Below are 23487 nucleotides of genomic sequence, written 5' to 3' on the forward strand. Positions count from 1 at the left end.
CGTAGCCCTACTGATATGTCGAACCGCGAACCGACGCCCCTGGCGCCGCGTCGGCGGGACCTTCCGGGAGTGAACCCATCATGAGCCTGTCCGGCATCTTCGCCGAGGTCGTCGCGCTGATCGGCGCCGGCGCCGTCAAGGTCCGCCACCGCAAGGACGCCATTCGCGCGCCGGCCTACGGCACGGCGCCGACGATTCCGGAAGCGCGCCCGCAGGGCGCCGTTCCCACGCTGAAGATGCCGACGGCCAAGGGCTGGGAGGTCGGGCAGGCGCCGACGGCGGCGCCGGGCCTGAAGGTCAACGCCTTCGCGAGCGGGCTGAAGCATCCTCGCTGGATCGAGGTCCTGCCGAATGGCGACGTGCTCGTCGCCGAGGCGATCGGCCTTGCCGGACCCATCAAGTCGGCCTTCGACCTCGCCATGTACGCGACGATGAAGCGCGCGGCGGCGGTCGGCACGAGCCCGAACCGGATCATTCTCCTGCGCGATACCGACAAGGACGGCACGGCCGAGACGCGCCACACCTTCGTCGAGAACCTGAACCAGCCCTTCGGCATGGCACTCGTCGGCGACACGTTCTACGTCGGCAACACCGACGGCGTCGTGGCGTTCCCCTATGCGGAAGGGGAGACGCGCATCTCGGCGCAGCCCCGGCGCATCTCGACCTACAAGCCGGACGGACACTGGACGCGCAGCCTTCTGAAGAGCCCGGACGGCACCAAGCTCTTCGTCGGCGTCGGCTCGCTCTCCAACATCGCCGAGAGCGGCATGGCGGTCGAGGAGGGGCGGGCGATGATCTACGAGATCGACCTCGCCTCCGGCACCAGCCGCGTCTTCGCCTCCGGCCTTCGCAATCCGGTCGGCCTCGCGATCCAGCCCGATACCGGCGCGCTCTGGACCGTGGTGAACGAGCGCGACGGGCTCGGTGACGAGACTCCGCCGGACTACCTGACATCCGTCAGGGAGGGCGGCTTCTACGGCTGGCCCTACAGCTATTGGGGCCGGACGGTCGACGATCGCGTGCCGCAGGACGCGGGCCTCGTCGCCGGAGCGATCGCGCCGGATTATGCGCTCGGCGGCCACACGGCCTCGCTCGGCCTCTGCTGGCTGCCGGCCGGCACGCTGAACGGGTTCGGCGAGGGCATGGTGATCGGCCAGCACGGATCGTGGAACCGCTCGAAGCTCAGCGGCTACAAGGTCGCCTTCGTGCCCTTCGAGAACGGCCGCCCCTCCGGCCCGCCGCGCGACATCCTCACCGGCTTCCTCGCCCCCGACGAGAAGGTCTCCTACGGCCGCCCCGTCGGCGTCACGCTCGGCGCGGACGGATCGCTGCTCGTCGCCGACGATGTCGGCGACGTCATCTGGCGCGTGTCGAACGCCTGAAGCCTAGAGTTTGTAAGGTTCATTCTGAACCAGACAAACTCTCGAGTTCCTTGTTGTCGTTTGTCTTTTCGGGATACCCGGTTTCCACTTATCCCTGACAAACTCTACACGATGCCGAGCTGGAGCAGGTCTTTGAGCTGCACCAGCCCGGCGACGTCGCCTTCCGCATCCATGACGAAGACCGCCGAGATGCGGTGTTCGTCGCAGAGCGCGAGCGCGTCGACGGSGAGCCGGTCGGCGCCGATGCGGCGGGGATGGCGGGACATGATGTCGGCCGCCGTCTTGTCGAAGATCGTGCGGTCCGTCATCGCGCGGCGCAGGTCGCCATCGGTGACGACGCCTTCGAAGCGCGTGCCGTCGTAGACCGCGGTGATGCCGCGCTGGCCCTGGCTGATCGCCGAGATCACCTGCGGCATCGGGCTCGTCGTCTCGACGCGCGGCACGTCCCGCAGATGCGGGCGACGGTCGAGCACTTCGAAGAGCCGCAGCAACTGGGCGCCGAGCTTGCCCGCCGGGTGGAACTTGGCGAAGTCGTCGCGCCGGAAGTCCCGTGCCCGGATCAGCACCGCCGCCAGCGCGTCGCCCATCACGAGGCACATGGTCGTCGAGGTCATGGGCGCCAGCGAGAGCGGACAGGCCTCCGCCGCATCCGGCAGGAGGAGGATCGCATCGGCATTGCGGCCGAGCGCGGAGTCCGGCCGCGCCGTCATGGCGACGAGCGCGACCTGGAAGCGCCGGCAATATTCGATGATCGCCTGAAGCTCCGTGCTCTCGCCGGAATTGGAGATGGCGATGACGAGGTCTTCGGCCCCGACCATGCCGAGATCGCCATGGGCGGCCTCGGCGGCATGGACGAAGAAGGCGGGCGTGCCGGTGGAAGCCAGCGTCGCCGCGATCTTCTGGCCGATATGGCCGGACTTGCCGATGCCGGTGACGATGACCCGGCCCTTGCAGCGCTTCACCATCGAAGCCACCGTCACGAAGCGCTCGTCGATCGAGGCGGCGAGGGCGTGAAGGCCGGCGATCTCGATCTCGATCGTCTGCCGCGCCTCGTCGATGGCGGCGGCGAGCTTGGGCGAGGGGGCTTCGGCTCTGTCCAGCATGGCGGCGTCCCGGGTTTCGGTTGCGAGGGCTCTCAGCCCTTGGTGATCTCGTCGATGCGCTTCAGGCTCTGGAGGAAGCCGGGCATCCATTCGAGCGGCAGCATGTTCGGCCCGTCGCTCGGCGCATGGTCGGGATCGTCGTGCGCCTCCACGAAGACCGAGGCGACGCCGACGGCGACGGAGGCTCTCGCCAGCGGCGGGGCGAAGCGTCGCTCGCCGCCCGAACTCGTGCCCTGGCCGCCCGGCTGCTGCACCGAATGGGTCGCGTCGAAGACGACGGGATAGCCGGTCTCGGCCATGATCGGCAGGGCGCGGAAATCGGTGACGAGCGTGTTGTAGCCGAAGGAGGCCCCGCGCTCGCAGAGCATGATCCGCTCGTTGCCCGACTGCGACAGCTTGGCCGCCACGTTCGCCATGTCCCAGGGCGCCAGGAACTGGCCCTTCTTCACGTTGATCGAGCGTCCCGTCTTGGCGGCGGCGACGAGAAGATCGGTCTGCCGGCTGAGGAAGGCCGGAATCTGGAGAATGTCCACCGCCTCGCCGGCGGCGGCGGCCTGCGGGATGTCGTGGATGTCGGTGAGGACCGGGCAGCCGAAGCGCTCGCGCACGTCGGCGAGGATCTTCAGACCCTCCTCAATGCCGACGCCGCGCTGGCCCGACAGCGAGGTCCGGTTCGCCTTGTCGTAGGAGGCCTTGAAGACGAAGGGAACGCCCGCCTCGGCCGCGATTCCCGACAGCGCCTCGGCCATGCGGAACGTGTGGTCGCGGCTTTCGATCTGGCAGGGGCCGGAGATCAGGACGAAAGGCAGATCGTTGCCGAAGGAAACGGAGCCGACCTCGAAGCGGCGGGCCCCGGTCTTTTGTTCGGACGGGAGGGAGGACATCGGGCGGCCTTTCCGGGCGCGGCGCGAAGGCGCGGGGCTTTTGAGGGTCGAGCCGACTTCTAGAGCCTGTATCCGGCCTTGGATAGGTGTCGTGCCCCTCCCGCCGGGTCATGTCGGCGAGGGCGCTCCGGGTGCGTCGGCCCGTTCGGTCGCGTCCGGCATGGCGCATCCCATCGAAACCCGCACGACCGCCTGCGGCGCCCCCTCGGACGGAACGGCAGGCATTGCCGTTTACCAGCATGGCAGGATGATTCGTTGTTCGCTTGTGAGCGCGTAAAGGGTTCGTTAAGTCTTCGACCCATGCGGGCCCTCGAAGTCTCGGTGGGCGGCATGGGACGGACTTTGGAATGAAACGTCGTATCGTGGGCATAGCTCTGTTCTGCCTCGTCCTGCTGGCCGCGATCTTCGCCGGCTATTGGGATATGCTGAACACCGAAAAGCTGCGGGTCGCGAGCGAGACGCCGTCCGAACCGTCGGCCTCCGCCGGCGCGTCGGCCGAGCCCAAGGCCGAGCCCGGCCCGGCCGAAACGGCACCGGCGACGGCGACCGGCGAGACGGCGGCGACGACCGCGGCCGCCGACTTAGGCCCCCCCGTCCCCACGTTCGATATCCTTCGTGTCGAGCCGGACGGCTCCACCGTCATGGCGGGCAAGGCCGCGGCCGGCTCCACGGTGCGGCTGACCGACGGCACCTCCGTCCTCGGCGAGGACAAGGTCGGCCCCGGCGGCGATTTCGCGATCGTTCTCGACAAGCCGCTTCCCGTCGGCGAGCACCAGATCCGCATCGAGGCGACCGGCGCGGACGGCGCCGCCGCGACCTCGCGCGAGACCGCCATCGTCAGCGTGCCCGAGCCGGGCCGGGAAGACGAACTCCTCGCCCTGGTGCAGACGCCCGACCAGCCCTCCCGACTGATCAGCGTGCCGAAGGCGAGCGAGTCCACGGGTCGGACGGCGCTCGCCGCCGGTTCCGGCACGACGGAGGCCGCCGCCGATGGCGTGACCCCGCCGGTTTCCGACCCGTCGCCGGCCTCCAACCTCGTCGGAGACGGCGCACTCGCGGTCGAGGCCGTCGAGATCGAGGACGACACGGTCTATGTCGCGGGCCGGGCGCCTGCAGGCCTGACGATCCGCGTCTATATCGACAACGTCTTCCTGGCCGAACATGCCGGCCGCCGGACCGACCGTTTCCTGGTTTCGACCAGATCGGCCGTCGCGCCGGGACAGCATATGGTTCGCGCCGATCAGGTCGCGGCCGACGGCCGTGTCCTCGCCCGCGTCGAAGTGCCCTTCGTCAAGCCCGAGGGTCGCAGCATGTCCGCCGTCGCCGGCGCCGGGTCGAACGCGGCGCCCACGGGCGACGCGGCACCGGCGCCGGGTGCGGCACCCGGCTCCGGCGAACCCTCCTCGCAGACCTTGGCTGCCGACGGCGCGATGCCGCCGGCCGGAAACGTTCCCGCCGGCGACGCGTCCTCGGCGACTGCCGAGCCGGGCGCGGTCTCGACCGGCGCTCCGGGCAGGGAGACCGCCGTCTCCACCGCCGATGCGACGGAGACGGCGGGCGACGGCGATGTCGCGTCCGCCCGGCAGGCGCCGCTCCAGGCGGCGGGCGCCCGCGTGATCATCCGGCGCGGCGACACGCTGTGGCGCATCTCCCGTCAGGCCTATGGCCAGGGCGCGCGCTACACGACGATCTACCTCGCCAATGGCGACCAGATCCGCGACCCCAACCGCATCTATCCCGGCCAGGTCTTCCGCATGCCCGAAGGTGCGGCGCAGTAGCCGATCGACCGGGCCGACCGGGGCAGGGGCTTTCCCCGGGCGCCGCGAGACTTTAGAACGGTTCGAAAGCCGGCGCGCCGCCTCGCCTTGAGGCATCCGGGCGCCCGGCGCTCCCTATCGGACGGTTCCCTTGCCCTCATCGACACCGAAGACGGTCTCCGCCGATCGCGGACGGACCTTCTCGACGCTTCTCAATCTCTGGCCGTACATGTGGCCGGTCGGCCGGCCCGATCTTCGCGCGCGCGTCGTCTGGGCGACGTTCTATCTGGTGCTCGCCAAGCTCCTGACGGTCGGCATTCCTTACTTCTACAAATGGGCGACCGATGCGCTGAACGGCACGAACAGCGCGCTGAAGGTCTTGCCGATCGTGCTGACCGGCGCCATCACGCTCGTCGTCGCCTACAATGTCGCGCGCATCCTCTCCGTCGCCCTGAACCAGCTGCGCGATGCGCTCTTCGCCAGCGTCGGCCAGTATGCCGTGCGCAAGCTCGCCTTCCGCACCTTCACGCACATGCATGCGCTCTCGCTCCGCTTCCATCTGGAGCGGCGCACCGGTGGTCTCAGCCGCATCATCGAGCGCGGCACGAAGGGCATCGAGACGATCGTGCGCTTCACGATCCTGAACTCCGTCCCGACCGTTCTCGAATTCGCGCTGACGGCCGCGATCTTCGGCTTCTCCTACGGCCTGTCCTATCTCGTCGTCATTGCCGGCACGGTCGCGGTCTATTCCTGGTTCACGATCAAGGCGAGCGACTGGCGCATCACGATCCGCCGGGAGATGAACGATTCCGACACGGAGGCGAACACCAAGGCGATCGATTCGCTGCTCAACTTCGAGACGGTGAAGTACTTCGGCAACGAGGCCATGGAGGCCGAGCGTTTCGACCGCTCCATGGCGCGCTACGAGAAGGCGGCGACCGAGACCTGGACCTCGCTCGGCTGGCTGAACTTCGGCCAGGGCGTGATCTTCGCGATCGGCATGGGCATCACCATGATCATGTCGGCGCGCGAGGTGCAGGCCGGCACGCAGACGCTCGGCGACTTCGTCTTCATCAACGCCATGCTGATGCAGCTGTCGATCCCGCTGAACTTCATCGGCTTCATCTACCGCGAGATCCGTCAGGGCCTCACCGACATCGAGGAGATGTTCCATCTTCTGGAGGTCGAGGAGGAGGTCAGGGACCGGCCGGACGCGGTCAGCCTTCGCGTCACCGACGGCGCCATCCGCTTCGAGGACGTGCGCTTCCACTACGATCCGCAGCGCGAAATTCTGAAGGGCATTTCCTTCGAGGTTCCGGCAGGCAAGTCCGTGGCGATCGTCGGACCCTCCGGCGCGGGCAAGTCGACGATCTCGCGTCTGCTTTTCCGCTTCTACGACGTCGCCTCCGGGCGCATCCTGATCGACGGGCAGGACATTTCCCGCGTCACCCAGGCAAGCGTGCGCGCCGCCATCGGCATCGTCCCGCAGGACACCGTGCTCTTCAACGACACGATCGCCTACAACATCCGCTACGGGCGGATCGAGGCGAGCGACGAGGAGATGCGCCATGCCGCCGAACTCGCGCAGATCGCCGGCTTCATCGACATCCTGCCCGATGGTTTCGCCACGATGGTTGGCGAGCGCGGGCTGAAGCTCTCGGGCGGCGAGAAGCAGCGCGTCGCCATCGCCCGCACCATCCTGAAGGCGCCGCCGATCCTCATCCTCGACGAGGCGACCTCCGCGCTGGATACGCATACCGAGCAGGAGATCCAGTCGGCGCTCGATCTCGTCTCCAAGGAGCGGACCACGCTCACCATCGCCCACCGCCTCTCCACCATCATCGACGCCGACGAGATCATCGTCCTGCGCGCCGGCCAGATCGTGGAGCGCGGCACCCATCGCGAACTTCTGGAGACGGCAGGCCTCTACGCCGAGATGTGGCGCATGCAGCGCGAGGCGACGGAGGCCGAGGAGACCCTGCGCCGGGCACGCGAGGCCGACGAACTCGGCATTCTCGAGCGCCGCCGGACGGCGCCGGAACCATCCGATCGGTAGAGTCGGCTACGACAACGACACCGGGACCGCGCTGCGGCACGCGCATGGTCAACAAGAGGGAAAGAGTGCAAATCCAAACTTAGGGTCAGGCTTAAAATCTACTCAATGCGCACTTGGTATAGACGGCGCATCGAGAAGCTCCGATCCGAGGCGTAGATGTCGCTGTTGAAGACGTTCTTTCAGTCCCGCCGCGGCAATTTCGCGGTCATCGCGGCTTTGGCGACGGTTCCTATCGTGATCGGCATCGGCGGCAGCGTCGACTATGCCAAGATGATCGCGGAACGGCGCAAGGTCCTGGGAAGTCTCGATGCCGCGATCCTCGCCGGCGCCAAGGCGCCGCCCGGCAACGAGGTCGCGACCGCGAACGCCTTCTTCGCGGCCAATATGGGCGCGGATGCCAAGACCTATAAGCCGACCTTCACGCTGACGACCACGGGCGACATCACGGGTGCCGTCTCCGGATCGGCCCCCACGTCCTTCCTGAAGCTCGCGCAGATCCCGAAACTCGATTTCAACGTCGCGAACAAGGCCAGCCTGCCCAAGATCATCAGCGTCACCTTCACGCCGACGGGCGCGTCCGGCTGGTATCCGAAGACGATCTTCGTCTTCACCAAGGACAAGGACGGCAAGATCCTGATGAAGAAGGACGTCATCACCTACGACTACAACATCGTGTCCGGCAAGAAGACCATCGTCCCGCCGCTGAAATCGGCATCCGAAACCTACGTGCTGGGAAGCACGTACGACACGTTCGGGGTCGGCATGATCGTCTGGGACCAGTTTCAGGATCAGCGGAAGGGCTCCACCAAGACCTATTGGAGCGACGCGGCGGACGCATCGAAACGCCTGCAGGTGGTGGGCAAATGCCGGCCGACCCAGGAGAATCACTGGGAGGACGGCGGCGACACCAACTACAAGGATTTCGAGTACGACCTGACCTGCAACTCGGACAACAAGGCGCTCTACGTCAGCCAGTAAGCTCGAGCCGCCGTCAGCGATCTGTGCCAGCGCTCATGGTGGGCGAGGCCTCGCGACCCGGCCGTGCGGGCGGCGTCCGCCGCTGCAAGCGCTTGTCGCTCGGCCTCTCCACCCGGCCCAACCCGCGGCTTCGTGACCGCCGCGGGTTCGGAAAGGAGATACCACCGCCCGCCGCGATGCTGTAGTCATCCCCCGAAAAAGGGGTGCCGAGCGTCATGGACATCATCCAGTCGATCCGAAATGTCTTCGTTCCGATCCATCGGGCAGGGTTTCCGTTCATTGCGGCCTTCTTCGTGGGAGCGATCCTGCTCGGCCTGCTCTGGCAGCCGCTCTTCTGGATCGGCCTCGTCCTGACCGCCTGGTGCACCTATTTCTTCCGCGATCCCGAGCGCGTCACGCCGATCGCCGATCATCTCGTCGTCAGCCCGGCCGATGGCCATGTCTCGCTGGTCGGCCATGTCGTGCCGCCGCCGGAGCTGGAGCTCGGCGTCGAGCCCATGCTGCGCATCTCCGTCTTCATGAACGTCTTCGACTGCCACGTGAACCGCGCCCCGATGCGCGGCCGCATCGCGCGGATCACCTATCGCGAGGGCCAGTTCAAGAATGCCGAGCTCGACAAGGCGAGCGAGGTGAACGAGCGCAATTCCGTCGTGATCGAATCGCCGCGCGGCGAGATCGGCGTCGTGCAGATCGCGGGCCTCGTTGCCCGCCGGATCATCTGCTGGTCGGCGACGGGCGACCGCCTGGAGGCCGGCGAGCGCTTCGGCCTCATCCGCTTCGGCTCGCGCCTCGACGTCTACCTGCCCGAGGATGCCCGCCCGCGCGTCGCGGAAGGGCAGAGCGCCAAGGCCGGCGAGACCGTGCTCGCCGAGTTCGGCAGCTCCGGCCCCGCCTGGCCTTTCCGCCGGGATTGAGGAGAGGAACGCCGCCATGACCGCGCCCTTGCCCCCGACCGATCTCGACGACGCGGCCGCCTCGGACGCCACCGCCGAGGTCGCCGTTCGCCGCCGCATCCCGTTTCGTCACATCGTGCCGAACCTCATCACGATCCTCTCGATCTGCGCCGGCATGACCGGCATGCGCCTCGCCTTCGAGGGCCGGTTCGAGCTGGCCGTCGGCATGGTCATCGGGGCGGCGCTTCTGGATGGGATCGACGGCCGCATCGCGCGCCTTCTCAAGGGCCAGAGCCGGTTCGGCGCCGAGATGGATTCGCTCGCCGACATCGTGAACTTCGGCGTCGTGCCGGGCATGGTGCTTTACGCGCATTCGCTGCGCGAGGCCGGCTCTGCCGGCTGGATCGCCGCGCTTCTCTTCGCCGCGACCTGCGCGCTGCGTCTGGCGCGATTCAACACGATGCTGGACGGCCCCAAGCGCCCGGAATGGCAGAGCGCCTTCTTCACCGGCGTGCCCGCGCCGGCCGGTGCCGGCCTCGCCATGCTGCCGCTCTATCTCTCCTTCACCGGCATCGACCTCGGCTCGCCCAAGGCGACGGCCCTTCTGTCGGCGGGCTATCTTCTCGTCATCGGCTTTCTCATGGCGAGCCGTATTCCGACCTGGTCGGGCAAGACGATCGGCGTTCAGATCCGGCGCGAGTTCGTTATTCCGGTGATCCTCGGCCTCGTCCTCTACGTCGCGCTGCTCGTCAGCTTCCTCTGGGAGACGCTGAGCGCCACGACGATCGCCTATTTCATCGCGATGATCTTCTCCGTCCGCTCCTTCCGGCGTCAGGCGAAGGCCGATCGCGAGGCGGCGGCGCTTTGAGGACGGACGGCCATGGCCAAGCAGTTTCCTGAAATCGACGAGAAACAGGCCGCCTTCATCGGGCGGCAGAAGATCTTCTTCACCGCCTCCTCGGCCGGCGACAGCCACGTGAACCTCTCGCCGCGCTCGACCGAGCATCTCCATCTGCTCGGGCCGAACGAGGTCGCCTATCTCGACCTCACCGGCAGCGGCTCGGAGACCGCAGCCCATGTGAAGGCGGGCGGTCGGCTGACGATCATGCTCTGCGCCTTCGAGGGGCCGCCGCTGATCCTGCGCCTTTACGGGCGAGGCCGCATCGCCTTTCGCGGCTCGCCCGCCTACGACGCCTTTCTCGAACGCCATTGTCCGGCCGGCGAGCCGCTCGGCGCCCGCCAGATCGTCTTTCTCGACGTGGACCTCGTCCAGACCTCCTGCGGTTACGGCGTCCCCCTCTTCGACCATGCGGGAGAGCGGAACGTTCTCGACCGCTGGGCGATGGCCAAGGGCGAGGAGGGTCTCGTCGCCTACCGCCGCGAGAAGAACGTCGAAAGCCTCGACGGCCTGCCGACGGGACTGCCTATCGACGAGAGTCTGTCAGGTTCATACTGAACCAGACAGACTCTCGATTCTTTTGTGGCCGTTTGTCTTTTCGGGATAATCGGTTCCCACTTATCCCTGACAAACTCTAATCGCGCCGGACGCGGCGGCTTACGCCAGACGCTGCGTCGCGGCGAATTCGGCGACGAGCGCCGGAAAATCCGCCATGTCAGGAAAGCGCGGATAGCTGTGCGGGGCCGCGACGAGGGCCCAGGGCAGGGCTTCGCTCGTATAGGTCTGGAGGAAGGGTTCGAACCAGGCGGCATCGTCGAGCGCTGTCGCGCGAACGTTCACGAAGCCCATGTCAGGCTCGATCCGTGTGAAGATCCAGCTCTTGCAATGCGGGCAGTGGTGATGCCGCGCCTGGGGGCCGTGGAGCCCGCCGATGACGGGCGCGCCGCAAAGAAGCGAGAAACCGTCCGATGGGACGGAGATCGTGGTCGAGAAGGCGCTGCCGCTCATGCGCTGGCAGCCCGAGCAATGGCAGACGGCGGTGAAGACCGGTGCGGCGGAGAGCCGGAACCGAATCTCACCGCAGCGGCAACCGCCCTCGGCGGGAAGCGACATGACACCCATGAAGGAGGATCTCCCTGATCGTCGCGGCTCGATATCTCCGGTCTTAGTCCGGCATGCGGTAGGTCGTGAACCGGTTCTGGCGCACGTCGAAGATGCGGCCCGTTTCCGTGCAGTCCGGAAAGGCCAGCGGCAGGATGCGCGTCGCGACCTCGGCCGGCGAGGGCAGCGTCTGCGGGTCCTCGCCGGGCATGGCGAGCGCGCGCATGGCCGTGCGCGTGCCGCCGGGATTGACCGAGTTGACGCGAAGGGCCGTGTTCATGGTCTCGTTCGCCCAGGAGCGCGCCAGCGCCTCTTCGGCGGCCTTGGTCGCAGCATAGAGGCCCCAGTAGGCTTTGGCGGAATGGGCGGAGCCCGAGGAGAGAACGATCGCGCGTCCGGCATCGGAGCGGCGCAGCAGCGGATCGGTCGAGCGGATGAGACGCCAGGTCGAGGTGACATTCAGCGTCATCGTCTTCTCGAAGGTCTTCGCCTCGATATGGCCGATGGGTGCGAGGACGCCGAGCGCCCCGGCATTGGCGACGAGCACGTCGAGCTTGCCCCAGCGCTCCGCGATCGCGCCGCCCAGCCGGTCGATGCCGGCCATGTCGGAGAGGTCGAGGGGAACGAGGGTCGCAGCCCCGCCGGCCGCCTGGATCTCGTCGTCGAGCTCCTCCAGCCCGCCCACGGTCCGCGCGACGGCGATGACATGGGCCCCTTCGCCGGCGAGCAGCTTTGCGAGACTATAGCCGATGCCGCGCGAGGCGCCGGTGACGAGGGCGATCCGCCCGTCCAGTTTTCCCATGGATGCCACTCCGCATGCGTTCCAAACCGTCGGGCCTCTTCGGACCGAAGCAGGCTTTCCGATAGTACGCCGCACGGAGAAAGGCGAGCAGCCGTTCCGGCCGCAGGCGGATCGATGAGATGGGAAACTTGCGGAAGCCGCATTCGGCTTCCGGTCGAGGCGATCGGGCCGGGCAGCTCGATCGTCTGATGTCTCAGCCGGCGCCGCCCAGCATCGAGAGCTGGCGGACGTTGGAGGCGGACCCTTCATGGTCCGTCAGAGAGGTCGGATAGTCGCCGGTGAAGCAGGCGTCGCAGAACTGCGGCTGCAGCGGATTGCGCGCAGGCTCCTTCACGGCGCGGTAGAGGCCGTCGATGGAGAGGAAGGCGAGGCTGTCGACCTTGATGAAGTCGGCCATTTCCTCGACCGACATGCGCGAGGCCAGGAGCTTGGCCTTTTCCGGCGTGTCGACGCCGTAGAAGCAGCTGGAGCGGGTCGGCGGCGAGGCGATGCGCATATGCACCTCGCTGGCGCCGGCATCGCGGACCATCTGCACGATCTTCTGCGAGGTCGTGCCGCGCACGATCGAATCGTCGACCAGGACGACGCGGCGGCCCTCGAGGATCGCGCGGTTGGCATTGTGCTTCAGCTTCACGCCCATGTGGCGGATCGCGTCCGTCGGCTGGATGAAGGTGCGGCCGACATAGTGGTTGCGGATGATGCCGAGCTCGAAGGGCAGGCCCGCCTCCTGCGCGTAGCCGATCGCCGCCGGAACGCCGGAATCGGGCACCGGCACGACGATGTCGGCGGGTTCGTGGCTCTCGCGCGCCAGCTCCGCTCCGATCCGCTTGCGGATGTCGTAGACGTTGCGGCCCTCGATGTTGGAATCGGGGCGGGCGAAGTAGACGTATTCGAAGATGCAGAAGCGCGGGCGGCGCGCCTGGAAGGGGAAGATCGATTCGATCCCGCTTTCCGTCACGATCACCATCTCGCCCGGCGCGATGTCGCGCACGAAGGTCGCGCCGATAATGTCGAGCGCGCAGGTCTCGGAGGCGAGAATCGGCGAGCCTTCGAGGTCGCCGAGCACGAGCGGCCGGATGCCGAGCGGATCGCGCACGCCGATCATCTTCTTCGGCGAGAGACCGACGAGCGAGAAGGCGCCTTCGAGCCGCGACAGCGCATCGATCAGCTTGTCGGTGAACATCCGCGCCGCGCTGGTCGCGACGAGGTGGAGGATCGTCTCGGTGTCCGAGGTAGAGGAGAAGATCGATCCGCGGCGCTGCAGCTCGCGCTGGACCGTCATCGCATTGGTGATGTTGCCGTTATGGGCGACCGCGAAGCCGCCGGCGGAAAGCTCCGCGAAGAAGGGCTGCACGTTGCGCAGGCCGCCGCCGCCAGAGGTCGAGTAGCGCGTATGGCCGATCGCCGAGGTGCCGGGCAGGCGCTCCAGCACGGACTGCTTGGTGAACGTGTCGCCGATATGCCCGGCATGGCGCTCGACGTGGAACTGCGTTCCGTCGAAGGAGACGATGCCCGCCGCCTCCTGTCCGCGATGCTGCAGGGCGTGGAGCCCCAAGGTCACGAACGGAGCGGCATCCGCGCGGTTGAAGATGCCGAAGACACCGCATTCCTCATGCAGCGTGTCGTCGTCCGGATCGCCGAAAGGGGTCTCGCCCATGTCTCGTCTCGCCATCCGCCGGGCTAGGCCGGCATGCCTCGCGTGCAGTCTCCGAGCCGGACCCGCCGAACGAACTTTGAAATACCGAAAGGCCCGGCCGAACCTATACGAGGTTCGGACAGGCTCGGCGTTCGACGATGGCACCGTCTGCGATGTCTATATAGGCGTCCCCGACCGATTTCGCGACGCACAAACTGCACCCGAAACGGTTTGTTCAGCGAATCCTTGCCCAAACCCCGGCAAAAGCGCCGTCTCGGGCCTTCGATCAGTTGGCCGGCGCCTCGTCCGGAGCGTCGGCGGCGCCGGTATCGGAGGGAGCGGCGCCCTCGATCGCGCCTTCGATCGTGGACGGCTCGGCCGCCGGCTGGCGATCCAGCTTCTCGCGGATCTGCTCGGGAAGAAGCTCCTCCGGCCGCTCCGGCACGGCCGCCACGAGGCGCGCGCCGAGATCGTCGAGGAAGGGCTTGGAGCGAGCCTCGGCGATCCAGGTCGGCTGGTTCTCCGGCGCGAGCCAGTTGAAGAAGAGCATGGCGACGACGACGAGGGCGAGCCCACGGGCCGCGCCGAAGACGAAGCCGAGCGTGCGGTCGAGCGCGCCGATGCGGCTGTCGATGATGAAGTCGGCGATGCGCAGCGTGATGAAGGAGACGATGATCAGCGTCAGGAAGAAGATCGCGAGGCCGGACAGGCCCATCGCCACCGTGTCGCTCTCCACGTACTGCTTCACGTAGGGCGTCAGCTGCTTGTAGAAGAAGAAGGCCGCCGCCGCCGCCGCGAGCCAGGACAGGACCGACAGGACCTCGCGCGAGAAGCCGCGCACCATGGCGAGCAGCGCCGAGACCAGCATGATGCCGACGAGGATGGCATCGAGCAGTGTGACCGTCATGACTTCCACCTCTGTGGCCCCGAACGCTCGCCGAGCGCCGGAGCGCCGGCCTTGGACCCGGCTGTCCCTGCCATCTTCGCTCGGACGCCCGTTCCGGCGCCCCGTCTTCTATCGGTCTTCGCTCGCTCGCCCCGCCGCGACGCGCGCGACGAGATGGGGAAGGCTGTCGATTTCGTTGATCGAGCCGCTCCGACCCTTCGGAAGGTCTGCACTGAGGGACGGGAGTACCGCCTGCGCGAACCCAAGCTTCTCCGCCTCCTTCAACCGCTGAGCGGCATGCGCCACCGGACGCACCGCGCCCGACAGGCTGATCTCGCCGAAATAAACGCAATCCGTGGGCAGGGCAAGTCCGGACAGGGAGGAGACCAGCGCCGCGGCCACCGCAAGATCGGCCGCCGGCTCCGAAATGCGAAAGCCGCCGGCGACGTTCAGATAGACGTCGTGCTGCCCGAGCCGGACGCCGCAATGGGCCTCCAGCACCGCCAGCACCATGGCGAGGCGCGGCCCGTCCCAGCCGAGCACGGAGCGGCGTGGCGTGCCGAGCGTCGAGGGCGCGACGAGCGCCTGGATTTCCACGAGAACGGGCCGCGTGCCCTCCATGCCCGCGAAAACGGCGGCGCCCGGCGACTTCCCGTTTCGCTCGCCCAGAAACAGCTCCGACGGGTTCTGCACCTCGCGCAGGCCCTGGTCGCCCATCTCGAAGACGCCGATCTCGTCGGTCGGCCCGAAGCGGTTCTTCACGGTGCGCAGGATGCGGAAGTGATGCCCGCCTTCGCCCTCGAAATAGAGGACCGCGTCGACCATATGCTCAACGACGCGCGGCCCCGCGATCTGCCCGTCCTTCGTGACATGGCCGACGAGAATGACGGCCGCGCCGCTCGACTTGGCGTATTTCACCAGCGCCTGCACGCCGGTGCGCACCTGCGTCACCGTTCCCGGCGCCGATTCGGCCATGTCGGACCAGAGCGTCTGGATCGAATCGATGATGACGAGGTCCGGCCGCTTGTCCTCGTGGAGCGTGGCGAGAATGTCTTCGACATTGGTCTCGGCCATGAGGAGCACGTCGGTATCGGCGGCCTTCAGGCGCTGCGCCCGGAGCCGGACCTGCGCCACCGCCTCTTCGCCGGACACGTAGACGACGCGGTGGCCGCCGCGGCTGAGCCCGGCCGCCGCCTGCATCAGAAGCGTCGACTTGCCGATGCCGGGGTCGCCGCCGATGAGGATCGCCGATCCGCGCACGATGCCGCCGCCGGCCGCGCGGTCGAGCTCGCCGATGCCCGTGAGGATGCGCGGCGCTTCCTCCATCTCGCCGGAGAGCGACATGAGCGCCGCCGGGCGTCCGCGCCGGGCGCTCTGCCTCGGCCCGCCGCCGATCCCGCCGGAGACCGTCTCCTCGACGATCGTGTTCCACTCGCCGCAGGCCTCGCACTTGCCGTGCCAGCGATTGGTGACGGCGCCGCAGTTCTGGCAGATGAAGGTGGCTTTGGTCTTGGCCATGTCGGTCGCGATAGTCCCTGATCGCTCCCCATGTCGCACGAGAACAAAAAGGAAACAAGCTCCATCTATTGCCTCTTTGAAGGCCGCAATGCCGACGTCGGACGCACGGCGATCAGGTGAGGTAGCGTATCAGTCTAGAGGGCTGCATCCGCGAGTGCGTTCAATTCGCCGGCCTTGATCCCGTCTTCGATCGTCCGGTCGAAGCGGTCGGCTTCGAACTGTTCGAACCACTCTCGGAATCGTGCCAACTCGTCGTGCGAAAGGCCGGCAATATCCTGCTCGATCTTGTCCAGACGGGTCATGACCTCTGTCTCCGATATGGCGGGCGCCTGATAACGCTCGTCCGATGGGCCGTCTCCATGATCCGAGATCGGCGCCTCCATGGCAACGATCTTGCCGGGAGCGCCGGGATCGTCGATCCGCCTACTCGTACCGCTCCGGTAGATAGGCCTCGTCGGCCAGGTCCGCGAAGCGCGTGAACTCGGCCTGGAAGGCGAGGGGGACGGTGCCGGTGGGGCCGTGGCGCTGTTTGGCGACGATCACCTCGGCCTTGCCGCGCGCCTCGTTCATCTCCTGCTCCCAGGTCAGATGCTCCGGCGTGCCCTGCTTGGGCTCCTTGTTCGAGAGGTAGTATTCCTCGCGATAGACGAAGAGCACGACGTCGGCGTCCTGCTCGATCGAGCCGGATTCACGCAAATCCGAGAGCTGGGGATGCTTGTCCTCGCGGTTCTCGACCTGTCGCGAGAGCTGGGAAAGGGCGATGATCGGGACGTTCAGCTCCTTGGCGAGCGCCTTCAGGCCGGTCGTGATCTCGGTGATTTCCTGGACGCGGTTCTGCGAGTTCTTCGCCGAGCCCTGCATGAGCTGGATATAGTCGATCATCATGACGTCGAGCCCGCGCTGGCGCTTCAGGCGCCGCGCGCGCGCCGCGAGCTGGGCGATCGAGATGCCGCCGGTCTGGTCGATGTAGAGCGGCAGCTTCTGCATCTGCTCGGAACAGGCGATGAGCTTGACGAGCTCGGCCTCGTTGATCGTTCCGCGGCGGATCTTGGAGGACGAGATTTCCGTCTGCTCCGACATGATGCGCGTCGCCAGCTGCTCGGCCGACATTTCCAGGCTGAAGAAGCCGACGACGCCGCCGTTCTTCGCCGCGAAGGTCCCGTCCGACTGGTTGGCCGGCTCGAAGGCGGCCGCGATGTTGAAGGCGAGGTTGGTCACGAGCGAGGTCTTGCCCATGGCGGGACGGCCGGCCAGCACGATCAGGTCGGAGCGCTGCAAGCCGCCGAGCTGCCGGTCGAGCGCGATGATGCCGGTGGAAATGCCGGACAGGCCGCCGTCGCGGTCCTTGGCGGCGGTCGCCATCTCGACGGCGAGCGTCACCGCATCGGTGAAGGACTGGAAACCGCCATCGTAGCGCCCGGTCTCGGCCAGCTCGAAGAGCCGGCGCTCCGCATCCTCGATCTGGGCCTTCGGCTCCATGTCGAGCGGCGCGTCGAAGGCGATGTTGACCATGTCCTCGCCGATCCGGATCAGCGAGCGCCGGATGGCGAGGTCGTAGATGGCGCGGCCGTAGTCGCCTGCGTTGATGACCGTCGTCGCCTCGGCAGCGAGTCGGGCGAGATATTGCGCGACGGTGATGTCGCCGACCTTCTCGTTGGCGGGAAGGAAGGTCTTGATCGTCACGGGCGTCGCGATCTTGCCCATGCGCACCATTTCGGACGCGCGGGCGTAGATGTCGCGATGCAGCGATTCGAAGAAATGGTCCGGCTTCAGGAAATCGTGAACGACGTAATAGGCGTCGTTGTTCACGAGGATCGCGCCGAGAAGCGCCTGCTCGGCTTCGATATTGCCGGGAGCCTCGCGGTAGAGCGCGGTCTCCTCCTCGAACTTGCGGGCCGGTTCGGCCATGGCGGTCATTCCCGAGATCTTAAGAGGGGCCCCGAGATCGTATGAGGGGCGAAAGGACCGTCCTACAGGCTCCCGTCGCTTCTCTCCAGAGATGGGAGTCTGGAAGCGCCCCGTCCACAGGCCGACGGACGACGCTGTGGAGCGAGCGACGGATGTCCTTGACTCTACGACGTCGAGAGATCGGCGCGCCCCGCGACGAGTCGGTGGGCCGAGGCGGCGCAAGAAAAAAGCCCCGGCGTGACCGGGGCTTTCCAGATTGGGTCGCAGCGGAACGCCGAGACGGAGAGGATCAGGCCTCTTCGGACTCGTCGTCCACGATCTCGTCTTCGCCGCCGTTGCCGGGGACGATCGGGTCCTCGTCGACGCCGTAGATGGCGGCGGCGGAGGTGAGGGTCTCGCCGCGGGCCTGACGCTCGGCTTCTTCATGCGAACGGGCGATGTTCAGCGAGATGGAGACCTCGACATCGGCATGAAGCTGGATCGAGACGGAGTGCACGCCGATCGCCTTGATCGGCAGGTTGAGCAGAATCTCGTTGCGGCCGACCTTGAAGCCGTTCTCCTTGAGGATGTCGGAGATGTCGCGCGCGGACACCGAGCCGTACATCTGGCCGGTCTCGCCGGCGGAGCGCACGACCGTGAAGGTCTGGCCCTGCAGCGTCTCGGCGACGGCGGCCGCCTCGTTCTTCTTCTCTTCGTTGCGGGCGATCAGGTCCGCCTTCTGCGATTCGAACTTCTTGCGGTTGGCTTCCGAGGCGCGAAGGGCGCGGCCCGTCGGCAGAAGGTAGTTGCGGGCGAAGCCGTCCTTGACGCGGACGGTGTCGCCCATCTGGCCGAGGCGGGTGATGCGCTCGAGAAGGATGACGTCCATGGCTGTGGTCCTTTGGTTGGGTGGTGGAATGATCAGGCCGATGCCGCCGGCTCGACCGGTCTGCGCATGGTTTCGGTGAGCCCGAGGATCGTCGCGGCGACCAGCGGGAAGGAGAGAAGGACGATCGCCGTATAGGCGGCGAAGAGAACGAGGCCGCGCGCGGGTCGTCCGCGCGTGCGGCGGTGGAAGCTGGCAAGGCCGACCAGCGTGAACGCCGCGCCGAACGTGCCGCAGACGACGGCCGCGACGGTGGCGACCGTGCCGGAAAGGAACGTGCCGAGAATGCCGATTCCGAAAACCGCGACCGCGACCTTCGGCAGACCTGCCGCCGTCGGAATGTCGTCGCGCGGACGCGGCAGGCGGCCGGAAGCGCGGGTGACGAGGCCGGAGAGATGCAGGCAGGCGACGAGGATGATCGTCAGAAGCGCCGGCTGCACGAAGGGCACGATCTTCACCATCACGAGGGCGATCGCCTGGATCTCGTCCTGCGTCACGGGGTCCGCGCCGTTGGCGGCAAGCTGCGTGCGCAGCGCTTCGCCGATCGAGGCGCCGATTTCGGCGGTGTCGTAGCTGACGAGCCAGCCGACGAAGAGGCAGGCCGTGGTCGCGACGGCCGCGATGGCGAGGAGGATGCGCGGTAGCGGATACCAGTCTAGGGAAGGCGTCGAAGGAGTGGCGGACGATGTCGCGACGTTTCGCGGCGCCTGCTCGATCGGCCGGGCGAGGCCCGCCAGATGGCCGATGAGGGCGGCGGGCAGCGTCATCGTCGTCATGAGGATGAGCGCGCTCGACGAAGTACCGGTCAGCGCGGTGATCGCGGCGCCCGACGCGATCGCGGCGATGGCGCCGGCGACGCTGCCCCAGCCGAGGCTGGCGATGAAGATCGGAATGGGGGTGGCGAGCGAGAGGACGAGCGCGGTCGACGACTGCAGGATCAGCCCGGCGAAGAGCAGCGCGGCTGCGGCGCCGGCGACGAGGCCTATGAGGATCGCTTGAGGTTTCATGTCGTCCTGGTCGCTGTCCTGCGTCGTAGCGCAGTTAGGGGCTCAGGCCCCAACTCGGCGGGAAGTTCGGAAAGGCCCGCGCTTTTGATCGGCCATGCCATTGGCCGGGCGGGATGCGGGCGCCCGGTCCCCGAGGGGAAAGGGCGCTCGCGAAGGTTGGAGGCGGCCGTTTGGGAGCCGCCTTTGTGCCTTACTTGATGACGTAGGGCAGAAGGCCGAGGAAGCGGGCGCGCTTGATCGCCTGGGCGAGGGCGCGCTGGTTCTTCTGCGAGACGGCCGTTATGCGGGACGGGACGATCTTGCCGCGCTCGGAAATGTAGCGCTGCAGGAGACGGACGTCCTTGTAGTCGATCTTCGGCGAATCGCTCGCCGCGAACGGGTCGGACTTGCGGCGGCGATGGAACGGCCGGCGCACGGTCGAGGAGGAAGTGTCGCTCATCGTGGCTTACTCCGCATCTACGGGGCGGGGACGGCGCGGACGATCGTCGTCGTCGCGACGCGGACGGTCGTCGCGGTCGCGGCGCGGACGGTCGCCGCCCGGGCGGTCGCCATCGCGGCGCGGACGGTCGTCGCGCTTCTGCATCATGACGGACTGTGCGTCGTCATGCTTCTCCACCTTGATGGTGATGTAGCGCAGGATGTCCTCGTTGAAGCGCATCTGGCGCTCCATCTCCTGAACGGCCGATGCGGGCGCATCGATGTTCATGAGGGTGTAGTAGGCCTTCCGGTTCTTGCGAATCCGGTAGGTGAGGGTCTTCAGACCCCAGTTCTCGACCTTCCCGACACTGCCGCCATTGGCTTCGACCACGCCGCGATACTGCTCGACGAGTTGGTCGACCTGCTGGCCGCTGATGTCCTGGCGGGCGAGAAAGACATGCTCGTACTGAGCCATCACTTTCGCCTTTCCATTTTGCGTTGTCGCAACCTGCCCGAGACAGCGGCTAAGCCTCTGCGACTCTCCAAATGCCCTGGGGCACTGGCGGAAAGGCGCGTCTTCGAGATTTGGTCGAGAGCGGGGACACGGGACGCGCCGGCTCCTTCGAGCCGCCTTCGCCCTCGCTTCGGACGAAGATCGTCCGTCGTTCGGGCACAAGTCCGTTCAGCCCCCGGCTGTTCGCCGGGCAGTGAGACGAGGGTTGCCTAGACGCAATTGCCCTGAAACGCAAGAGCGGCCCGAGCCGGCGTCGTCCGGCGTCAGGCCTTGCGGGCGGACAGGGACGAGCCCCGCGACCGCGAGAGCCCGTCCTGGCGCAAGAGCCGGTCGAGGGCGGCCTCGGCTGGCTCGGGCGGGGCGAGGAGGGAGCCCTGCGCATCCGTTCCGCCGATGGATTTCAGCGCGGCATATTGCTGCTCGGTCTCGACGCCCTCGGCCGTCAGCTTCCGGCCGAGGCGGCGGCAGATGGAAAGGACGGCGGAGGCGATCGCCTCGGCATCCTCGTCGCGCCCGATCCCCTCGATGATGGAGCCGTGCAGCTTCACCCGGTCGAAGGGCAGGGCCTGAAGGATGGCAAGTCCGCTGCCGGCCGCGCCGAAATCGTCGAGCGCCACCGTCATGCCGCCGGCGCGGATCGCATCGAGCGTCTGCCGGACGGCGGCCATGTCCTTCTGCAAGGGACTTCGCGTCATCTCGATCTCGATCAGCGATGGATCGATCTCGGCATTGCGCAGGGTTTCGATCATCCGCTCGGCGATGCCGGAGCGCGAGAGGGTCGTCGGCGAGATGTTGACGGAAAGGCAGGGCCGCCGGATGCCTGCCTTTTGAAAGTCCTTCGCCTGCTGCACGGCCCGCCGGAGCGCCCAGAGATCGATGAGCACGATCAGGCCCGCCTCCTCGGCCACCGGCAGGAAGAGGCCTGGACTGACGAAGCCGTTCATCCGCCGGCTGAACCAGCGGATCAGCGTCTCCATCCGCGTGATGCGGCCCGTGTCGATGTCGAAGGTGGGCTGGAAATAGAGGTCGAACTCGTCGTGCGCCAGCGCCAGCGCCAGGTCGCCGGCCAGCCGCCGCTCGTCGCTCATCTCGTCCAGCGAGGGATCGTAGCAGGCAAAGCCGTTCCGCCCGTTGCGCTTGACGCTGTAGAGCGCAGCGTCCGCCGCGCGCTGCACCTCGATGCCGGTCGTCCCGTCCAGCGGCATGGACGCGACGCCCGCCGAGCAGCCGATCGAGGCGACGATGCCGTCCACCGTGAACGGCTTGCCGATCTGCAGGACGATCTCCTCCGCCATGTCGAGCGCAACGCCGCGCGAATCGTCGCTGACGATGACGGCGAATTCGTCGCCGCCCAGCCGGAAGATCTCGCCGCGATTGCGGACGGCGGCGTTCAACCGCTCCGCGACGGTCGCGAGGAGAAGGTCGCCGACGTGATGGCCGTGATCGTCGTTGACGAGCTTGAATCGGTCGAGGTCGAGCGCGACCAGATGGACGGGATAGGTCTCGACGTCCCGCGCCTCGATCCTTGCCCAGCGAAGCGAAAAAAGGCTGCGGTTGCCGAGCCCCGTCAGCGGGTCGTGATGGGCCATGTGCTCGATCTGCAGCTTGGCGACGCGCAGGGCCGTGAAATCGGCGAGCGTCACGATTCGCGCGCCCCGCACGCGCCGGCTCGGTGCGATCGAAACCATGACGTGCAGCACGTCGTCGCTGCGCCGGATCTCGGCGTCGAAGGTCGTGCTCTTAGCAAGATGCGCTTCGATGGAGAGGCCGTCGGAGGGAATCAGCTGCCGGAAGAGATCGATCGCCTCGATCGGCTGGCCGAGAAGTTCCGTCGCCGCCTTGTTGGCGAAGACGACATTCCCGGCCGCACCGAGTTTCACGATGCCGGTCGGCGCATTCTCGGCGATGAGACGATAGCGCTCTTCGGCTTCTACCAGCCGCTCCAGACGCGCGACGTCCTCGCTGACGTCGAAGTTCAGCGCCAGCGATCCCCGGCCCTCGGAGCGCGCGCGAGAGCGGCTTTCGACGTAGCGGCCGGAGGGGCGCCGGCCGGTCGCCCTGACCTCGTCGCCGGTCTCGACCTTCTTCAGATAGTCCGATGCATCGTAGGCACCGTAATCCCCGCGCTCCACGCAGAAGCGGACGATCTCGTCGCGCCGGAGGCCACGCCGGAGAAAGCCGGCGGGCGCTTCCAGCAGGTCTTCGGCAAGCTGGTTGTGAAGGCGCACGACGTCGCGTCCCTCGGGGTCGCGGTCGTAGAGGATGATGCCGTGATCGACCTGGCTCAGCACCTCGGCGAGGAGTTCGCTGTCGGTCAGTTCGCCGTCGGCGTCCTCGATGAACTCCTCCGACCATTCGACCGTCCTCAGGCCGGCGCGAAGACCCTGGACGCGCAGGATGATGCGCGTCACGCCCGCTTCAAGGACGATCGAGCCGGTCGAGCGGCAGACGAGCTGGATCGCCTTCTGCCGATCCCCGCGTCCGCCGCCGCCCAGACGCGCGAAGAGAAGATCGACGAGATCCTCCGCATCGCCGGGCGCGCGGCCGAGCTGGCGAAAGGCCGCCAATCCGACATGCCGCAGAGCGCCGTCGGAATCGACGACGACTTGCGGAAGATCGGACTGTGCCAGTTCGCCAAGCCAACCGCTTTGCGCGTCGTCTGTCATGAAGGTCCTTCGAGGACGAAAGCGCCGGGGAGGCTGCGTCTTTGCAACTCGTCCACGATCCGAAGATGCTACTCTAGGTCGGACAAGGTTGATCTTCCTTTAAGGACTTGGCTCGGAGTTGAGGCTTTGGGGCGCTTGACAGCTCCGGGCGCTTGAGCCTTCAACACGCCCGACAAGAGGCAGGGCCGGCGAACTTCGCGCGGCCCGCGAGCCTGG

The 23487-nt window shown here is 67.2% G+C and carries 21 protein-coding genes; 7 read left to right on the plus strand and 14 right to left on the minus strand.

The genetic code is table 11. The features are described from left to right. Positions 1-80 precede the first annotated feature (80 nt). Positions 81-1382, plus strand: coding sequence for a PQQ-dependent sugar dehydrogenase (locus ASG62_RS21700; protein ID WP_056690290.1), 1302 nt, complete (start codon positions 81-83; stop codon positions 1380-1382). A 104-nt stretch (positions 1383-1486) separates the two neighbouring features. Here the strand turns inward: ASG62_RS21700 and ASG62_RS21705 are convergent, their stop codons facing one another. Together ASG62_RS21705 and kdsA are read right to left on the minus strand one after the other, a co-directional pair. Then, positions 1487-2485: a KpsF/GutQ family sugar-phosphate isomerase gene (locus ASG62_RS21705; protein ID WP_057180586.1), complete on the minus strand. Its 999-nt coding sequence runs from the start codon at positions 2483-2485 to the stop codon at positions 1487-1489. Between the two features lie 32 nt (positions 2486-2517). Further along, positions 2518-3369 (minus strand): 3-deoxy-8-phosphooctulonate synthase, encoded by an 852-nt coding sequence (kdsA, locus tag ASG62_RS21710; protein ID WP_056690295.1) that lies wholly within the window; start codon positions 3367-3369, stop codon positions 2518-2520. Between the two features lie 347 nt (positions 3370-3716). Here kdsA and ASG62_RS21715 point away from each other — a divergent pair, with 347 nt between their 5' ends. From ASG62_RS21715 to ASG62_RS21740, 6 genes are all read left to right on the plus strand, one after another. Then, the gene (locus tag ASG62_RS21715; RefSeq protein WP_056690298.1) at positions 3717-5147 is read left to right on the plus strand and encodes a LysM peptidoglycan-binding domain-containing protein; all 1431 of its coding nucleotides are present in this window, start codon (positions 3717-3719) and stop codon (positions 5145-5147) included. Between the two features lie 130 nt (positions 5148-5277). Then, positions 5278-7182 carry an ABCB family ABC transporter ATP-binding protein/permease gene (locus ASG62_RS21720; protein ID WP_056690300.1) on the plus strand — a complete coding sequence of 635 codons (1905 nt, stop codon included), beginning with the start codon at positions 5278-5280 and terminating at the stop codon, positions 7180-7182. Positions 7183-7347: 165 nt separating this feature from the next. Further along, positions 7348-8160 (plus strand): TadE/TadG family type IV pilus assembly protein, encoded by an 813-nt coding sequence (locus ASG62_RS21725; protein ID WP_162247018.1) that lies wholly within the window; start codon positions 7348-7350, stop codon positions 8158-8160. Positions 8161-8375: 215 nt separating this feature from the next. Next, positions 8376-9074 carry a phosphatidylserine decarboxylase gene (locus ASG62_RS21730; protein WP_056690307.1) on the plus strand — a complete coding sequence of 233 codons (699 nt, stop codon included), beginning with the start codon at positions 8376-8378 and terminating at the stop codon, positions 9072-9074. 16 nt (positions 9075-9090) lie between these two features. Next, positions 9091-9921 carry a CDP-alcohol phosphatidyltransferase family protein gene (locus ASG62_RS21735; protein WP_056690311.1) on the plus strand — a complete coding sequence of 277 codons (831 nt, stop codon included), beginning with the start codon at positions 9091-9093 and terminating at the stop codon, positions 9919-9921. A gap of 12 nt (positions 9922-9933) precedes the next feature. Then, complete coding sequence (locus ASG62_RS21740) at positions 9934-10509, plus strand: pyridoxamine 5'-phosphate oxidase family protein (protein ID WP_056690314.1); 576 nt, start codon at positions 9934-9936, stop codon at positions 10507-10509. Between the two features lie 99 nt (positions 10510-10608). Here the strand turns inward: ASG62_RS21740 and ASG62_RS21745 are convergent, their stop codons facing one another. From ASG62_RS21745 to ASG62_RS21800, 12 genes are all read right to left on the minus strand, one after another. After that, the gene (locus tag ASG62_RS21745; protein ID WP_056690318.1) at positions 10609-11073 is read right to left on the minus strand and encodes a GFA family protein; all 465 of its coding nucleotides are present in this window, start codon (positions 11071-11073) and stop codon (positions 10609-10611) included. 43 nt (positions 11074-11116) lie between these two features. Continuing rightward, on the minus strand, positions 11117-11854 hold the full coding sequence (locus tag ASG62_RS21750) for an SDR family NAD(P)-dependent oxidoreductase (protein WP_056690321.1): 738 nt from the start codon (positions 11852-11854) through the stop codon (positions 11117-11119). Positions 11855-12047: 193 nt separating this feature from the next. Then, positions 12048-13511: an amidophosphoribosyltransferase gene (gene purF, locus ASG62_RS21755; protein ID WP_156382300.1), complete on the minus strand. Its 1464-nt coding sequence runs from the start codon at positions 13509-13511 to the stop codon at positions 12048-12050. 265 nt (positions 13512-13776) lie between these two features. Then, entirely contained in the window at positions 13777-14397 is a 621-nt protein-coding gene (locus tag ASG62_RS21760) for a CvpA family protein (protein ID WP_056690326.1), read from the minus strand. 108 nt (positions 14398-14505) lie between these two features. Beyond that, positions 14506-15894 (minus strand): DNA repair protein RadA, encoded by a 1389-nt coding sequence (gene radA / locus ASG62_RS21765; RefSeq protein WP_056690329.1) that lies wholly within the window; start codon positions 15892-15894, stop codon positions 14506-14508. A 134-nt stretch (positions 15895-16028) separates the two neighbouring features. After that, positions 16029-16277, minus strand: a complete 249-nt coding sequence (locus ASG62_RS21770; RefSeq protein WP_056690332.1) for a hypothetical protein — start codon at positions 16275-16277, stop codon at positions 16029-16031. Positions 16278-16317: 40 nt separating this feature from the next. Next, positions 16318-17802 (minus strand): replicative DNA helicase, encoded by a 1485-nt coding sequence (locus ASG62_RS21775; RefSeq protein WP_056690794.1) that lies wholly within the window; start codon positions 17800-17802, stop codon positions 16318-16320. A gap of 289 nt (positions 17803-18091) precedes the next feature. Next, positions 18092-18670 carry a 50S ribosomal protein L9 gene (gene rplI, locus ASG62_RS21780; RefSeq protein WP_056690335.1) on the minus strand — a complete coding sequence of 193 codons (579 nt, stop codon included), beginning with the start codon at positions 18668-18670 and terminating at the stop codon, positions 18092-18094. 32 nt (positions 18671-18702) lie between these two features. Then, a complete protein-coding gene (locus ASG62_RS21785) occupies positions 18703-19674 on the minus strand; it encodes a hypothetical protein (protein ID WP_056690338.1) in 972 nt (323 codons plus the stop codon). A gap of 190 nt (positions 19675-19864) precedes the next feature. Further along, on the minus strand, positions 19865-20113 hold the full coding sequence (gene rpsR / locus ASG62_RS21790; RefSeq protein WP_056503817.1) for a 30S ribosomal protein S18: 249 nt from the start codon (positions 20111-20113) through the stop codon (positions 19865-19867). A gap of 6 nt (positions 20114-20119) precedes the next feature. Next, on the minus strand, positions 20120-20566 hold the full coding sequence (gene rpsF / locus ASG62_RS21795) for a 30S ribosomal protein S6 (protein WP_056690341.1): 447 nt from the start codon (positions 20564-20566) through the stop codon (positions 20120-20122). 302 nt (positions 20567-20868) lie between these two features. Beyond that, positions 20869-23271: a putative bifunctional diguanylate cyclase/phosphodiesterase gene (locus ASG62_RS21800; protein WP_056690344.1), complete on the minus strand. Its 2403-nt coding sequence runs from the start codon at positions 23269-23271 to the stop codon at positions 20869-20871. Positions 23272-23487 lie beyond the last annotated feature (216 nt).

The organism is Aureimonas sp. Leaf427 (assembly GCF_001425485.1).
Classification (GTDB): domain Bacteria; phylum Pseudomonadota; class Alphaproteobacteria; order Rhizobiales; family Rhizobiaceae; genus Plantimonas.

Bases quoted from the DNA above. Each gene is read 5' to 3' on its own strand.
- ASG62_RS21700 (WP_056690290.1), top strand. From the start codon at position 81: ATGAGCCTGTCCGGCATCTTCGCCGAGGTCGTCGCGCTGATCGGCGCC.
- rpsF (WP_056690341.1), bottom strand. From the start codon at position 20,566: ATGGCTCAGTACGAGCATGTCTTTCTCGCCCGCCAGGACATCAGCGGC.
- rpsR (WP_056503817.1), bottom strand. From the start codon at position 20,113: ATGAGCGACACTTCCTCCTCGACCGTGCGCCGGCCGTTCCATCGCCGC.
- ASG62_RS21775 (WP_056690794.1), bottom strand. From the start codon at position 17,802: ATGGCCGAACCGGCCCGCAAGTTCGAGGAGGAGACCGCGCTCTACCGC.
- ASG62_RS21750 (WP_056690321.1), bottom strand. From the start codon at position 11,854: ATGGGAAAACTGGACGGGCGGATCGCCCTCGTCACCGGCGCCTCGCGC.
- ASG62_RS21760 (WP_056690326.1), bottom strand. From the start codon at position 14,397: ATGACGGTCACACTGCTCGATGCCATCCTCGTCGGCATCATGCTGGTC.
- rplI (WP_056690335.1), bottom strand. From the start codon at position 18,670: ATGGACGTCATCCTTCTCGAGCGCATCACCCGCCTCGGCCAGATGGGC.
- ASG62_RS21745 (WP_056690318.1), bottom strand. From the start codon at position 11,073: ATGGGTGTCATGTCGCTTCCCGCCGAGGGCGGTTGCCGCTGCGGTGAG.
- radA (WP_056690329.1), bottom strand. From the start codon at position 15,894: ATGGCCAAGACCAAAGCCACCTTCATCTGCCAGAACTGCGGCGCCGTC.
- ASG62_RS21740 (WP_056690314.1), top strand. From the start codon at position 9,934: ATGGCCAAGCAGTTTCCTGAAATCGACGAGAAACAGGCCGCCTTCATC.
- ASG62_RS21715 (WP_056690298.1), top strand. From the start codon at position 3,717: ATGAAACGTCGTATCGTGGGCATAGCTCTGTTCTGCCTCGTCCTGCTG.
- kdsA (WP_056690295.1), bottom strand. From the start codon at position 3,369: ATGTCCTCCCTCCCGTCCGAACAAAAGACCGGGGCCCGCCGCTTCGAG.
- purF (WP_156382300.1), bottom strand. From the start codon at position 13,511: ATGGGCGAGACCCCTTTCGGCGATCCGGACGACGACACGCTGCATGAG.
- ASG62_RS21785 (WP_056690338.1), bottom strand. From the start codon at position 19,674: ATGAAACCTCAAGCGATCCTCATAGGCCTCGTCGCCGGCGCCGCAGCC.
- ASG62_RS21735 (WP_056690311.1), top strand. From the start codon at position 9,091: ATGACCGCGCCCTTGCCCCCGACCGATCTCGACGACGCGGCCGCCTCG.
- ASG62_RS21770 (WP_056690332.1), bottom strand. From the start codon at position 16,277: ATGGAGGCGCCGATCTCGGATCATGGAGACGGCCCATCGGACGAGCGT.
- ASG62_RS21800 (WP_056690344.1), bottom strand. From the start codon at position 23,271: ATGACAGACGACGCGCAAAGCGGTTGGCTTGGCGAACTGGCACAGTCC.
- ASG62_RS21730 (WP_056690307.1), top strand. From the start codon at position 8,376: ATGGACATCATCCAGTCGATCCGAAATGTCTTCGTTCCGATCCATCGG.